A 14,615-nucleotide genomic window follows, 5' to 3' on the forward strand; every position below is an offset into this window, starting at 1 on the left:
GGCGTACACCGTCGAGCCGCCCTGCGGCCATGCGGTGTCGATGGTCTGATCGGGTACCCGTCTGCATACCCGATCAGGAGTCCCATGTCCCGCCTGCATCGCGGGGTCTCGGTCACGGTGGTCTGCGCTCTCAGCGCTGCCGCCCTGCTCGCTGCCCCCGCCGCCGCCATCGGCGCCACATCCGGAGCCAGCCCCACCGAGGTCGCAGCGCCGCTCGCGGCATCCGGCCTCGTGCTGAACGAGATCGTCTACGACGACGCGCAGACGGGGCTGGCCGATCAGGTCGAGATCTACAACGCGGGCACCGAGACGGTCGCGCTCGACGGATGGAAGATCTCAGACGAGAAGCGTGACGTCTTCGGCCAGGCGCCGGCCGGCACGACGCTGGCTCCAGGCGCGTTCCTGGTGCTCGTGAAGGACGTCGACTTCGACTTCGGGCTGGGCAAGGGCGACGAGGTCGTGCTCTTCGACCCGAGCAACGCCGTCGTCGACTCGTACGCCTACGAGAACACGGCTCCGCTGTCGGTGTGGGCCCGCTGCCCCGACGGCACCGGCGAGTGGGCGCCGGCGACTGCCGCGACGCCCGGGGCTGCGAACGACTGCTCCGTCGCGCCGGTCGCCGGCTCCGTCCGGATCAACGAGGTCGACTCGCAGCCGGCCGACTGGGTGGAGTTCCACAACCCCGGCACCGCGGCGCTCGACATCTCCGGCTACGAGGTCCGCGACAACTCGGACGACCACCGCTGGCAGTTCCTTCCGGGCACGACCATCGCAGCCGGCCAGTACCTGCTCGTCGAAGAGGGATCGATCGGCCTCGTGAACGGCGTCGAGACCGCCTTCCGCGATCCGATCGGCATCGGCAGTGCCGACCGCATCCGACTGTTCGACACGACCGGCACGCTGGTCGACGACACGAAGCCGTGGAACGGCCACGCCGCGATCGACGGCGACGCCGGAGCTGCCACGCTCGCACGCTGCCCCGACGGCGTCGGCGAGTTCGTGCTGGCGTACCCGACGCCGGGAGCGAGCAACTCGTGCGTGCTCCCGTCCGTCGTCATCAACGAGATCGAGTCGAACGGCGACGCCACCGACTGGGTCGAGGTGCTGAACACCGGTTCCACGGCGGTCGACGTCTCCGGCTGGACCGTGATGGACAACGACCCGAACGGTCATGCGAACGAGACCACGCCGCTTCCTGCCGGCACGATGCTCGCGCCCGGCGCGTACTTCGTGTTCGACCAGCCGACGAACTTCGTCTTCGGCCTCGGGAACGGCGACACCGTGACCATCCGCGACGCGAACGGCAACACGGTCGCCGAGCACGTCTACACCGCGCACGCTGCTGGTGTCCTGGCACGCTGCGCCGACGGCACGGGCGACTTCATCGACATCGCCGTCTCGACCAAGGGCATGCGCAACGCGTGCGGCAACCCGGTGCGCATCAACGAGGTCGAGTCGGACGGCGGTTCGCCGGACGATTGGATCGAACTCGTCAACCCGACCGCGGGCGCGCTCGACGTCGCAGGCATCGTCGTGAAGGACGACGACGACGCCCATGCCTACACGATTCCCGCCGGCACCACGATCGCCGCCGGGGGCTCCCTCGTGATCGAACGCGATGCACTCGGCTTCGGCCTCGGCGGCGGCGACACGGTCCGCGTGTTCGACGGCGATCTGCTCGTCGACGAGACGTCCTGGGGCGAGGGCCACGCGGCCACCACGTGGGGCCGCTGCCCTGACACGACCGGCGCCTTCGCGGTGACGGCCGAGCCGACCAAGGGAGCACCGAACGTGTGCGCCGGCGAGATCGAGGTCACGCCGTGGCCCGGTTCTGCCGAAGTGCGCGTGCTCGACGACATCCCCGCGTTCCTCGAGGACAGCTCGGGACTCGACGTGCAGGAGACCGCCGACGGTGCGTTCCTGTGGGCCGTCGACAACGGCGAGGGGCGCATCTGGAAGCTCGACGCGAACGCCGACGGTTCGGTCGCGAAGGCTGACGGCTGGGACGCGGGCAAGCGGGTGCGCTTCCAGAAGGACGCCGCGAACCCCGGCGCCGCAGGCCCCGACACCGAGGGCATCACGGTCGACGGCGACGGCCTCGTCTACGTCGCCTCCGAGCGCGACAACAGCGCGAAGGGCGTGAACCAGAACATCGTGCTGCAGGTGGATCCTGATGCCGCGGCCGGCGACCTCGTCGCGCAGCAGGAGTGGGACCTGACGGCCCTGCTCCCCGCCGTCGGCGCGAACCTCGGCATGGAGGCCGTGCAGTGGGTGCCGGACTCGGCGCTCGCCGGCGAGCTCTTCGACGACAACACCGGTGCCGCCTACGACCCGGCAGGCTATGCAGGACACGGCGACGGCCTGTTCTTCGTGGCGGTCGAGGACAACGGCCACGTCTACGCCTTCGCGCTCGCCGCGGACGGCGGCGCGACCCTCGTCTCCGAGATCGCACCGGGGCTCGCCGGCGTCATGGCGCTGGACTACGACAGCGTGCGCGACGTGCTGTGGGCCGTGTGCGACGACGGATGCGGCGGCCAGTCCGCCGAGATCACCCTGAACGGCACCGACCAGCCCGGTATCGCGCATCACGCTCGCCCCGCAGGCATGCCCGACATCAACAACGAGGGCTTCGCCACGGCCCCGGCCTCGCTGTCGGTCGACGGACAGCGCCCGGTCTGGTGGTTCGCAGACGGCTTCGCCTCGCAGTCGCTGCGCGTCGGCACCCTGCCTGGGGGCGAGACCGAGACGCCGGGCGGCACCACGCCGCCGCTCCCGGGCTCGGCCCTGGTCGCCGACAACCGCAACGGCGTCACGATCAACCCCGCTGCCGCTGCCCCCGGGGAGCGCGTCGTCGTCTCGGCCGGCGCCGACCACGCCGGCGCGCAGATCGCAGTCTGGCTGTACTCCGACCCGGTGCGTCTTGCCACCGGCGCTCTGGATGCATCCGGTCGGATCACGGTGACGATCCCGACGGATGCCGCAGCCGGCGCGCACCGCATCGCGGTCTTCGCCACGGACGGCGACCTGCTGGGCTGGGGCGACCTCACGGTCACCGCAGCGAGCGGTGGTGCGACGGACGGCGGCCAGGCTGACGGTGGCCGGGCAGACGGCGGCCTCGCGAACACGGGAGGACAGCTCCCGGTCGTGGCGATCACCATCGCGCTGCTGATGCTGACCGCCGGTGGACTCATCGTCCGTCAGCGCAGGCGAACGGCCTGACTCATGCGTCGAGGGCAGGGAGAGCACCCCCCGCCCTCGACGCGTGCCCTCCTCGTGTCCGGGTGTCGGCGACCCGGCCTAGACTCAGAAGGCCATGACCGAAGCTCCCCTCATCGTCTCCGGAACCGCCGGCCCGCAGGGTCAGGACGACCTCCTCGCCGGCCTCAACCCGCAGCAGCTCGAAGCCGTCACCTCCCGCGGCCCAGCGCTGCTCATCGTCGCGGGCGCAGGCTCGGGCAAGACGAGCGTGCTCACCCGCCGCATCGCCCTGCTGCTGCGCAACCGAGAGGCATGGCCGAGCCAGATCCTCGCGATCACCTTCACCAACAAGGCGGCCGGCGAGATGCGCGAGCGCGTCGCAGGGCTCGTCGGCGACGTGGCGCGCGGCATGTGGATCTCGACCTTCCACTCGGCGTGCGTTCGCATCCTGCGCCGGGAGGCAGAGCACTTCGGCTTCACCAAGACCTTCACGATCTACGACTCCGGCGACTCGCGCGCGCTGATCAAGCGCCTGGTCAAGGAGCACGAGGCCGACGCCTACGGCCTGACCCCTGCATCCGTGCAGTCGCGCATCTCGAAGCTGAAGAACGAGCTCGCGGATGCCGAGTCGTACGCACGCGATGCGAACATGTCCGATCCGGCCGAGCGCATCTTCGTCGAGCTGTTCGCCGACTACCAGCGGCAGTTGCGCAAGGCGAACGCCTTCGACTTCGACGATCTGATCGGCCAGACCGTCTACCTGTTCCGGGCGTTCCCGCAGGTCGCCGACACCTACCGTCGCCGCTTCCGCCACATCCTGGTCGACGAATACCAGGACACGAACCACGCCCAGTACGCGCTCATCCACGAGCTGACCCGGCCGATCTCCGGTTCTTCGGCGCCGGAGCCGTATGCCTCGAACGGCATGATGATCTTCGAACCAGACCCCGAGCCGCACCCTTCATCGGGCTCGGGGACCGACACCGGGGGAACCTCGCTCACCGTGGTCGGCGACTCGGACCAGTCGATCTACGCGTTCCGCGGCGCCGACATCCGCAACATCAGCGAGTTCGAGCGCGACTTCCCCGGCGCGAAGGTCGTGCTCCTGGAGCAGAACTACCGCTCGACGCAGAACATCCTCTCGGCTGCGAACGCGGTCATCGGCAACAACTTCGACCGCAAGGACAAGAAGCTCTGGAGCGACAAGGGTGACGGCGACGCCATCATCGGCTTCACCGGGTACTCGCAGCACGATGAGGCGCAGTTCGTCGCCGACGAGGTCGAGTCGCTGCGCCGTGCCGGCATGCCGTACTCCGAGATGGCGGTGTTCTACCGGACGAACTCGCAGTCGCGCGCATTGGAGGAGATCTTCATCCGCTCCGCCGTGCCGTACAAGGTCATGGGCGGCACGAAGTTCTACGATCGCGCCGAGATCAAGGATGCGCTCGCCTATCTCGTGGCCGTCGCGAACCCGGCCGACGACATGTCGGTCCGCCGCATCCTGAACAAGCCGCGTCGCGGCATCGGCGACGTCACCGAGACCGCGATCGCCCGGTTCGCCGAGGAACACGACATCAGCTTCCGCGATGCCCTGGCGAACTCCACACAGCTCGGCTTCGGACCGAAGATCCAGGCGGCGATCGCGCATCTCGACGAGGTGCTGGCCGAGGCCACAGCGATCATGCTGCCGGCCTCCGGCGAGCTGCCGCCGCCGACCACGGTCGCCGACGGCCTGAGCCTGCTCCTGTCGAAGAGCGGCTACCTCGATGCGCTGCGCGCCAGCCGCGACCCGCAGGACGAGGCGCGCGTCGAGAACCTCGACGAGTTCGTCGCCGTGACCCGCGACTTCGCCCGCAACAATCCCGAGGGCACGATCGTCGACTTCCTCACCGAGGTCGCGCTGGTGTCGGATGCCGACGACCTGGAGGACGAGTCGGGCACCGTATCGCTCATGACGATGCACACCGCGAAGGGTCTGGAGTACGACGCGGTCTTCGTGACCGGCGTCGAGGAAGACCTCATCCCGCACCGCATCTCGGCTGGTGAGCCCGGCGGTCCGCAGGAGGAACGCCGACTGTTCTACGTCGGCATCACCCGCGCCCGCAAGCGGCTGCACCTGTCGCTCGCCATGACCCGCGCGCAGTTCGGCGAGGTCACGGTCGCGATGCCGAGCCGCTTCCTGCAGGAGATCCCGGCCTCGCTGATCGACTGGCGCCAGTCGCCGGGCGACGTGAACTCCCGGGGTGGGATGCAGTCGCGCGCCCTGAACGCGCGTCGAGCCGGCGGGTTCGGCGGCTCCGGCTCGGGCGATCGCTTCGGCGTGAAGCCGCTGCCGGGCAGGGAGTCGCTCAAGCCGCTCTCGACCGCGATGGACAAGTTCCCCAATCGCGTCACGGCAAAGATGCGCGACAACGGCGATCTCGAACTGACGGCCGGGGACCGCATCCGGCACACCGATTTCGGCGAGGGCCGGGTCGACGCCGTCACGGGCGAGGGTGCGAAGCGCATCGCGCACGTGCGCTTCGACTCCGCGGGGCAGAAGAAGCTCCTCATCAAGGTCGCGCCGATCGAGAAGATCTCCTCCGCGTCATAGCGCGGCTGCGGCGGGTTAGGCTGGCAGATATGGCCCTCTTCTCCCGCCGCAAGAAGTCCGTCGACGATGCCGTCACCGCGTCGGACGACGTCACCGAGACCGACGCGATCGCTGCAGACGACGCCCCGACTGACACGCCCGAGCCCGAGGTCGCCGCGCCGTCGATCGGCATCTCCGTGCAGGCATTCCGCGGCGTCGGCGCTGCCGCAGGGCCCGAGGTCGCGCTGCCGGACGCGGTTCCCGACGTCGACGACGCGGCTGCGCCTGCGGTCACGCCTCCGACCGTCTCGGCACCGATCCGTCCGACGTCCGCCCCCGCTGCGGTGCCGATCGATCCGAGCGACCGGCGTCTTCCGCTCGGTCCGCTGCTGCCCCCGGAGCAGACCGAGACCGTCGCCGGCATGAAGGACAACGTCCTGCTGCGCGAGGCACTCACGCAGATCGAGGCCGGCGCGACCAACGAGCAGCTGCTCGGCGTGATGCGCCAGGCACTGCAGGGTCATCTGTACATCCGCGTCAATGGCGATGCCCGTGCGCAGATCAGCGAGGGCAAGCCGCTGGCCGTCGCTGTGGTCCGTGACGGCGAGCGCCAGTTCATGCTCGCGTTCAGTTCGGCGGCCGCCGTGCGCGACTCCGTGCAGCTCGAGCCTGACCCCGCCGCAACGTCCGCCGTCGCGCAGCCCGTGACCTCGGTGCTGCAGCAGGTCGTCTCGGGCGATTTCGCCGGCCTCATCGTCGACAACGCCTCAGCGCCGCACCGCGTGGTCTTCCCCACGGAGCTCCTCGAGAAGACGCTCGAGCAGGCCGACGTCGACATGCGGGTCAAGTCCATCCTCGCCGCGCCGCGCGAGCAGGACTCGATGAAGAAGGTCGGCGAGGCGCTCGCCGCCACCCGCATGTGGGTCGCCGTGAACGACGGCAGCGGTGGCGGACAGGTCGGCATCGCCGAGGCGCAGACCACCGACGGCAAGCGGTTCCTGCAGCTGTTCTCGCACCCGCTCGAAGTGATCGCGCTCGGTCGTGGTGATCGTCCGCTGCCGTTCACGCCTGAGCAGCTCGCCAAGGTGCTCTCGAGCCACGAGGAGATGGCCGGCGTGATCGTCGACTCGGCCGGGCCGTCGATCGTGGTCGACCGCGCGGCGCTCGCCCCGGTGCTCGTGCTGGCGGTCGATCTGGGGGACTGACCTCCGGGGGTTCCGCGCCGAGGGGTCGCGCCCTAGGGTCGGAGCATGGCCTCAGAACGCGTGACAGTGACCGTCGCCGACTCCGATGGAGAGCGCGATGTCGCGCTGTCGAGTCCGAACCGCGTCGTCTGGCCGGACGTCGGGATCACGAAGGCCGAACTGGCCGACTACGTGCAGATCGTCTCGACGCCGTTCCTGGCGGCGAACGGCAACCGCCCGGTGTCGCTCGAGCGCTTCCGCGACGGCGTCGGCGGGGCTGACGACACGCATGCAGCTGGCTTCTTCTCGAAGAACCCGCCGAAGGGCACCCCCGACTTCGTCGACGCGGTCACCGTGACGTACAACAGCGGGCGGCAGCATCCGCAGATCGTGTTGAACCGCGCGAGCGCGATCGTGTGGGCCGTGCAGATGAACACGATCGTGTTCCACCCGTGGGCGTCGCTCGCGACGGACGCCGACGATCCCATCGAGCTGCGCATCGACCTCGACCCGCAGCCGGGAACCGACTTCGCGGATGCGGTCACGGCGGCTCACACGCTGCGCGAGGTGCTCCGTGAGGCTGGGCTCGAGGCCTTCGCCAAGACGAGTGGCAACCGCGGCCTGCATGTCTTCGCGCCGATCGAGCCGACGCACGAGTTCCTCGACGTCCGCCATGCGGTGATCGCCGCCGGACGCGAACTGGAGCGACGGATGCCGGAGCAGGTCACCATGAACTGGTGGAAGGAAGAGCGCGGCGAGCGCATCTTCGTCGACTTCAACCAGGCCAACCGGGACCGCACCATGGCCGGTGCCTACAGTCCGCGCGCCCTCCCGGCAGCGACCGTCTCGACGCCGGTGCACTGGGAGGAGCTCGACGGTCTGGACCCGACCCGGTTCACGGTTCGCAGCATTCCGAAGCGACTCGAGGACGTCGGAGACCCGTGGGCCGAGATGCAGGCGGCTCCCGGTCGCATCGACACGCTGCTGGAGTGGTGGCAGCGCGATGTCGACAACGGCCTCGGGGAGCTGTCGTTCCCTCCAGAGTTCCCGAAGATGCCGGGCGAGCCTCCGCGCGTACAGCCGAGCAAGAAGGTCGCCGCGAACTGGGAGGAAGACGGCTCGCCCGCCGCGGATGCCTGAGGCTCAGCCGAGCACGTCGGCGAGATCGTATCCCGCCACCGTGTCGAGCTGATCGTAGGTGCAGGAGCGCGCTTCGCGATCCGGGCGCCATCGCTCGAACTGCACCGTATGCCGGAAGCGGGCGCCCTCGAGCTGGTCGTACCGCACCTCGAGCACGAGCTCGGGTCGCAGCCGCACGAACGAGACGTCCTTCGCGCCGCTGAACCGAGATCGCTCGCCCTCGCCGGTCACCGCCTCGCCCGCGTCGTCGCGCTCGACGAGCGGCTCGAGCTCCCCGACCAGCTCCTGCCTGCGCACGTCGCTCCAGGCGGCGACTCCGCCGACCTGACGCAGCGTGCCGTCGCTGTCGTACAGGCCGACGAGCAGGGAGCCGACACCCGACCCCGACTTGTGCACGCGGTAGCCGAGCGCGACGACGTCCGCAGTGCGGGCGTGCTTGATCTTGATCAGGGTGCGCTTGCCCGGCGCGTAGGGCTGGTCGAGGGGCTTGGCGACGACACCGTCGAGGCCCGCCCCCTCGAACTCGGCGAGCCAGCCGACGGCCGCATCCCGGTCGCGCGTCGTGCGGGTGATGTGCAGCGGATGCGCGACGCCGGACATCATCGCCTCCAGCCGCGTGCGCCGTTCGTGGAAGGGCGTGGCGAGCAGATGGTCGTCGCCCTGCGCGAGCAGGTCGAATGCGATGAACATCGCGGGCGTCTCGGCGGCGAGCTTCGCGACCCGCGAGGCGGCGGGGTGGATGCGCTGACTCAACGCCTCCCAGTCCAACCGCTGCGCTCCCTCCGGGCCGGTGGCGACCACGATCTCGCCGTCGAGCAGGCAGGGACCGGGCAGCAGAGACGGCACCGCCTCGACGAGCTCGGGGAAATAGCGTGTCAACGGCTTCGCGCCGCGCGACCCGATCTCGACGGTCTCGCCATCCCACGAGATGAGTCCGCGGAATCCGTCCCACTTGGGCTCGTACAGCAGCCCGCCCGGGGTCTTCGCCGGGTCCGGCACGGTGGCAGCGGCCTTCGCGAGCATCGGAGCGGGGATCTCGTAGGGCATGGCACCATCCTGGCCGCCGAGCATGCCGAGCGGAAGAGCGAGCGGCTCAGCCGAAGAGCTCGGACAGCGACGCCGGCGTGCCGGCGTCCTCGAGTGCGGTGCGTGCTGCGTGCCAGCCGGCCATGCCGTGCACGCCGGGCCCCGGCGGCGTCGACGCCGAGGCCAGGTACACGCCCTGCATGGGCGTGCGCCAGGGCGTCGTGGAGAGCGCCGGCCGGCGAAGCGCCTGGCGCATGTCGAACAACCCGCCAGAGATGTCGCCGCCGATCTCGGCCGGGTTGATCGCTTCGCGAGCGGATGCGGGGACGGCATGGTGCGCGAGGATGCGGTCGCGGAAGCCAGGGGCGAACCGCTCGATCTGCGCCGTGATGCGCTCTGTGGGATCGAGCGCTGACCCGGCCGGCACGTGGATGTATGCCCAGAGCACTGCCTTCCCCGCCGGCGCACGCGTCGAGTCGAACACCGACGGCTGCACGAGCAGGACGTATGGTCGGTCGTCGACCCGGCCGGCAGCGACCGCATTCTCGCTCGCCCACACCTCGGCTCTGGTGCCGCCGAGATGCACGGTCGGCGCCTGCGCGACGTCGGAGTTCGCCCACGGCACCGGCCCGTCGAGCGCGAAGTCGACCTTCGCGACGCCCGGCCCGTACCGGTATCCGGAGAGCGTGCGAGCGTAGCCGGCGGGGATATCGGGGTGGGTGAGCGCGAGACGTGGGGAGGTGTTCAGCACGAGCAGGTCGCCGCGGCTCGGGTCGCCCCAGTCGAGTGCGCCGAGGTCGGTGACGTGCACATCGGTCTCGACGGCGCCGCCGTGTGCCTCGATGTCGGCGGCCAGTGCGTCGGCGATCGTCTGCGCACCGCCACGCGGGTAGGCCCAGCCGCCGGCGTGGCCGTGCGCCGCCAGCAGCAGCCCGGCGGCGGCGGCGGCCAGGGAGGGGAGCGGTGCGTTCGCGTGCGCGACCACGCCGGACATCAGGGCAGGGGCCGCGTCGCCGAGGAACGCGGTCGTCGCGAGCGGGGTGCCCTGCTCCAGCATCCGGATCGCGTAGCGGGCAGCGGTGATCGGGTCACCGGGAACGCGCAGCAGCTGATTCCCGGTGAAGTCGACGACTCCGTCGATGTGCGTGCTCAGCGGGCGAAGGCGTGCGAGCCAGGCGTCGCCGTCGATGCCGAGGCCGGCGGCGGTGCGTTCGATGTCGCGCCAGGCGATGGCAGCGCGGCCTCCGTCGAGCGGATGCGCGTAGGAGATGTCCGGGTGGATCCAGTCGACGCGATCTGCGAGACCGAACGCCCGGAAGATCGGGGAGGAGCGGGCAGCCGGATGCACCGCCGAGCACACGTCGTGGCGGAATCCGGGGAGGGTGAGCTCCTGCGTCCGGAGACCGCCGCCGATCGTCGAGGCGGATTCGAGCACTCGCACGTAGTAGCCCGCTCGGGCGAGCGCCACCCCCGCGGCGAGACCGTTCGGGCCGGAGCCGATCACGGTCGCTCGTGCCATGACCTCAGTCTCGCACGGTCACTCGACGCATGCGGTCGAAACCGCCCTCAGGACGTGCGATCCTGGAACTGATGAAAGAAGTACAGGGGCCGACCCCCGCAGGCACCTCACGTCCATACCGTTCGCTCCCGGAAGCGCTGCGCGCGCACCGCATCGACCCGTCCAACCACGCGTTCATCACGGCCATCGTCGATGCGATCGGAATCAGCTCGTTCATCGACCGAGGCCGCTACATCGAGGCCATCCGCCGAGGTGAGGGCGCGGCACTCCACATCGGCCGCACGTACACGAACGGCTTCACCGAGGACGAACGACTCGTCGTCGGCTCGGCGGCGCTGCGACTGCAGCCGAGCGAGGGGCGAGCACCGCTCTTCTACGTCAGCCACCCGAGCGAGTTCATCCCGCTGACCCCCCAGCGTGCGCCGAAGCGCGCCACGACCCCTCGAGTCTCGGCACCGCGCGAGCGTGCCTCGAAGCCGGTCGAGGAGCGGGACTACGGCGTGTGCGACGTCTGCTTCATGGTGAAGACACCGGCCGGCGGCTGCGGCTGCGACTGAGGCGGACGACGCTTCGACAGGCTCAGCGACCCAGGGCGGTGGCTCCGGGACGCAGGGCGGCTGAGCGACCCAGCGCGGTGGCTCAGGGACGCAGGGTGGCGGAGCGACCCAGGGCGGCGGAGCGACCGGGGCGGCTCAGGCGAACGCGCTCATCCCGGTGATGTCGCGGCCGAGCAGCAGCGCCTGCACGCTCTCGGTGCCCTCGTACGTGTGGATCGCCTCGATGTCGGCGAGGTGCTGCATCACGCCGTTCTCCAGCAGGATGCCGTTGCCGCCGAGCAGGTCGCGGGCCGTCGAGGCGATGCGCCTCGCGGCGCGTGTGTTGTGGAACTTCGCGAGCGACGCCTGGGTCGGTCGCAGCTCGCCTGCTGTCTCGAGGTCGGCGAGGCGGCGGCAGTACAGCTGCATGGCTGTGACGTCCTCGAGCATGTGGGTGAGGCGCTCCTGCACCATCTGGAACTTCGCGAGCGGCTTGCCGAACTGCACGCGCTCGGTGGCATAGGCCAGGGCGGCCTCGTAGCAGGCGATCGCATGGCCGAGCGCCGACCAGGCGACGCCCGAGCGGGTGGCGTACAGCACGATCGAGGCGTCCTTGAAGCTCTTCGTTCCGGGGAGCACCGCGTCGAGCGGCACGCGAACATCATCGAGCACGATGTGCGCCTGGTGGATCGCTCTGAGTGAGGCCTTGCCGCGGATGACGGTGCCCGTGTAGCCGGGGGTGTCCTGCTCCACCAGGAAGCAGCGAACCGATCCGTGCTCCTCTGCGGTCTCGTCGTCGACGCGCGCCCACACGAAGGTGATGCCCCCGGAGGCGCCGTTGCCGATCCACTTCTTCGTGCCGCGGAGCACCCAGCTGTCGTCCTCGCGCCGTGCCGTGGTCTCGAGCGAGACGGAGTCGGAGCCGTGGTCGGGCTCGGTGAGGGCGAACGAACCGAGCACCGAGGCATCCGCGAGTCCGGTGAGCCATCGCTCCTGCTGCGCGGGCGAGCCGAAGAGTGCGAGGGTGCGCAGCGCGAGTCCGCCCTGCACGGCGAGGATCGTGCCGAGGGAGCCGTCTCCGCGGGAGATCTCCATGTTGACGAGGCCGGCGGCGAGCGGCGACAGCCGCGTGAGGTCGGGGTGCTCGATGCCGTCGACGACGAGATCCATCTCGCCCATGCGTCTGGCGGCGTCCAGCGGGTACTCCGCGCGGTCCCAGGCATCCGCCATCTGCGGGGCGACCTCGTCGACATACGCCTTCGCGCGATCCCAGGCCGCGCGGTCGTCGGCGGGGATGTCGGCGAACACCGCGTAGTAGTCGGTGTCCTGGCGGCCGGTGATGTCGTACGAGGCGACGCGTTCGCCGGGGAACGGGGAGGCTTCGGTGCTCATGGGGGCTCCTTCGGTGGCACCAAGTATCGTACGCCCCGATACTCGGTTCCACCACACGAGGCGGACTCGACGCGGCCCCGCCGCGGAGAGGCGGCTGTCAGTCGAGCTGCGTCCGCAGGCGGCGCGTGACCTCGGCGATGGGCATCGACCGCGGGAACACCGCGACGACGACGTCGTCCGGAGCGCTCTCCGGCGCCTCCGCTGCGACACCGTACCGGCGACGCACATCCGCCAGCGCGTTCTGCAGGGTCGAGAGCGGTACCTTCCTGGTGCCGCGGAGCAGCTGACGCAGCACATGGTTGTGCACGGCGGTCACGAGTGCAGCGAAGGCGACGGCGTCGAGCGGGTCCACACCGGGCAGCGCACCGCGCAGGTAGTCGTCGAACAGTCGCTCGTAGCGGAACACCGTGATGATCTCGCGCTCGCGCAGCACCGGCACCTCGCGCACGATCTGGTAGCGGCGTCTGGCGAGCTCCGGGTCGTTCGCGAAGTGCGAGAAGACGGATTCGGATGCCGCGCACACCGCGGCCCACGGGTCGTCATGCCCCTCGGCGAGGAACTCCCGCAGTCGGTCCAGGAGCGCCTCGTGGTCGGCGAACACCACGTCCTCCTTGCCGCCGAACTGACGGAAGAAGGTCGACCGCGACACGCCTGCGGCCTTGGCGATCTGCTCGACGGACGTCTGGTCGAACCCCTGCGCGGCGAAGAGCTCGAGCGCTGCGGCGACGACGCCGGTGCGCAGTTCTGCGGATTCGTGCATGGCGAAAGCCTAGACCTCAGCGCGCTGCGGGCGCAGACGGGCAACAGGAGCGCCCATATCGAGGTAGTAGGCTGGGGGACTGGTCGATGTCTCGACATCGAGAGAATTACCAGACAGCAGCCCAGTGAAGGAACCACAGTGGATCTGTACGAGTACCAGGCACGAGACGTTTTCGAAAAGTACGGAGTGCCGGTTCTCGCCGGCATCGTCGCGGACACCCCTGAAGAGGTGAGGGCGGCTGCCGAGAAGATCGGCGGAGTGGTCGTCGTCAAGGCTCAGGTGAAGACCGGCGGCCGTGGAAAGGCGGGCGGCGTCAAGGTCGCCAAGACCCCCGACGAGGCGTACGAAGCAGCGAAGGCCATCCTCGGCCTCGACATCAAGGGCCACGTCGTCAAGCGCGTCATGGTCGCGCAGGGTGCACGCATCGCCGAGGAGTTCTACTTCTCCGTGCTGCTCGACCGCGCCAACCGCTCCTACCTGAGCCTCTGCTCGGTCGAGGGCGGCATGGAGATCGAGGAGCTCGCAGTCGAGCGCCCTGAGGCGCTCGCACGCGTCGAGGTCAACCCGCTCACGGGTATCGACAAGGCGAAGGCCGTCGAGATCGCGCGCGCGGCGAACTTCCCCGAAGACCTGATCGAGAAGGTCTCCGACGTCTTCGTGAAGCTCTTCGACGTCTACAAGGGCGAGGACGCGACGCTGGTCGAGGTCAACCCGCTGGTCCGCACCGAAGAGGGCGACATCATCGCGCTCGACGGCAAGGTCACGCTCGACGACAACGCCTCCGAGATCCGTCACCCCGAGCACGAAGCGCTCGAGGACAAGGACGCTGCCGACCCGCTCGAGGCCAAGGCCAAGGCGTCCGGCCTCAACTACGTGAAGCTCGACGGCGAGGTCGGCATCATCGGCAACGGCGCAGGACTCGTCATGTCGACGCTCGACGTGGTCGCCTACGCGGGCGAGAACCACAACGGCGTGAAGCCGGCCAACTTCCTCGACATCGGCGGCGGCGCCTCGGCCGAGGTCATGGCCGCCGGCCTCGACGTCATCCTGAACGACCCGCAGGTCAAGAGCGTGTTCGTCAACGTCTTCGGTGGCATCACCGCGTGCGACGCCGTCGCCAACGGCATCAAGGGCGCACTCGAGACGCTGGGCGCCACGGCCTCCAAGCCGCTCGTCGTGCGTCTCGACGGCAACCGCGTCGACGAGGGCCGCGCGATCCTCGCCGAGTACGCGCACCCGCTCGTCACCCTGGCCGCCACGATGGACGAGGGCGCCGACAAGGCCGCCG

The 14,615-nt window shown here is 69.9% G+C and carries 10 protein-coding genes; 6 read left to right on the top strand and 4 right to left on the bottom strand.

The window, feature by feature from the left end; all coding sequences use genetic code 11:
• Nucleotides 1-84: 84 nt before the first annotated feature.
• The 4 genes from V7Z82_RS06260 (at nucleotide 85) to ligD (ending at nucleotide 8,094) form a co-directional block, all read left to right on the top strand.
• Entirely contained in the window at nucleotides 85-3,219 is a 3,135-nt protein-coding gene (locus V7Z82_RS06260) for a lamin tail domain-containing protein (RefSeq protein WP_334149126.1), read from the top strand.
• Nucleotides 3,220-3,313: 94 nt separating this feature from the next.
• On the top strand, nucleotides 3,314-5,791 hold the full coding sequence (locus V7Z82_RS06265; RefSeq protein ID WP_334149128.1) for an ATP-dependent helicase: 2,478 nt from the start codon (nucleotides 3,314-3,316) through the stop codon (nucleotides 5,789-5,791).
• Nucleotides 5,792-5,820: 29 nt separating this feature from the next.
• Nucleotides 5,821-6,975 carry an SseB family protein gene (locus tag V7Z82_RS06270; protein ID WP_334149130.1) on the top strand — a complete coding sequence of 385 codons (1,155 nt, stop codon included), beginning with the start codon at nucleotides 5,821-5,823 and terminating at the stop codon, nucleotides 6,973-6,975.
• A gap of 45 nt (nucleotides 6,976-7,020) precedes the next feature.
• Nucleotides 7,021-8,094, top strand: coding sequence for a non-homologous end-joining DNA ligase (ligD, locus tag V7Z82_RS06275; RefSeq protein WP_334149132.1), 1,074 nt, complete (start codon nucleotides 7,021-7,023; stop codon nucleotides 8,092-8,094).
• Nucleotides 8,095-8,097: 3 nt separating this feature from the next.
• Here the strand turns inward: ligD and V7Z82_RS06280 are convergent, their stop codons facing one another.
• Entirely contained in the window at nucleotides 8,098-9,141 is a 1,044-nt protein-coding gene (locus tag V7Z82_RS06280; protein WP_334149134.1) for an ATP-dependent DNA ligase, read from the bottom strand.
• 46 nt (nucleotides 9,142-9,187) lie between these two features.
• Nucleotides 9,188-10,639 carry a phytoene desaturase family protein gene (locus V7Z82_RS06285; RefSeq protein WP_334149136.1) on the bottom strand — a complete coding sequence of 484 codons (1,452 nt, stop codon included), beginning with the start codon at nucleotides 10,637-10,639 and terminating at the stop codon, nucleotides 9,188-9,190.
• 71 nt (nucleotides 10,640-10,710) lie between these two features.
• Here V7Z82_RS06285 and V7Z82_RS06290 point away from each other — a divergent pair, with 71 nt between their 5' ends.
• Entirely contained in the window at nucleotides 10,711-11,196 is a 486-nt protein-coding gene (locus V7Z82_RS06290; RefSeq protein WP_334149138.1) for an SLC41A family transporter, read from the top strand.
• Nucleotides 11,197-11,331: 135 nt separating this feature from the next.
• Here V7Z82_RS06290 and V7Z82_RS06295 read toward each other — a convergent pair whose 3' ends face one another.
• Nucleotides 11,332-12,567, bottom strand: coding sequence for an acyl-CoA dehydrogenase family protein (locus tag V7Z82_RS06295; RefSeq protein ID WP_334149140.1), 1,236 nt, complete (start codon nucleotides 12,565-12,567; stop codon nucleotides 11,332-11,334).
• Between the two features lie 97 nt (nucleotides 12,568-12,664).
• Complete coding sequence (locus V7Z82_RS06300) at nucleotides 12,665-13,327, bottom strand: TetR/AcrR family transcriptional regulator (RefSeq protein WP_334149144.1); 663 nt, start codon at nucleotides 13,325-13,327, stop codon at nucleotides 12,665-12,667.
• A 138-nt stretch (nucleotides 13,328-13,465) separates the two neighbouring features.
• On the opposite strand from V7Z82_RS06300, the gene sucC reads away from it, so the two are divergent.
• On the top strand, nucleotides 13,466-14,615 hold a 1,150-nt coding region (gene sucC, locus V7Z82_RS06305; RefSeq protein ID WP_334149146.1), incomplete at its 3' end, for an ADP-forming succinate--CoA ligase subunit beta.

Origin of the sequence: Microbacterium sp. (genome assembly GCF_036823965.1) — a bacterium.
GTDB lineage: Bacteria > Actinomycetota > Actinomycetes > Actinomycetales > Microbacteriaceae > Microbacterium.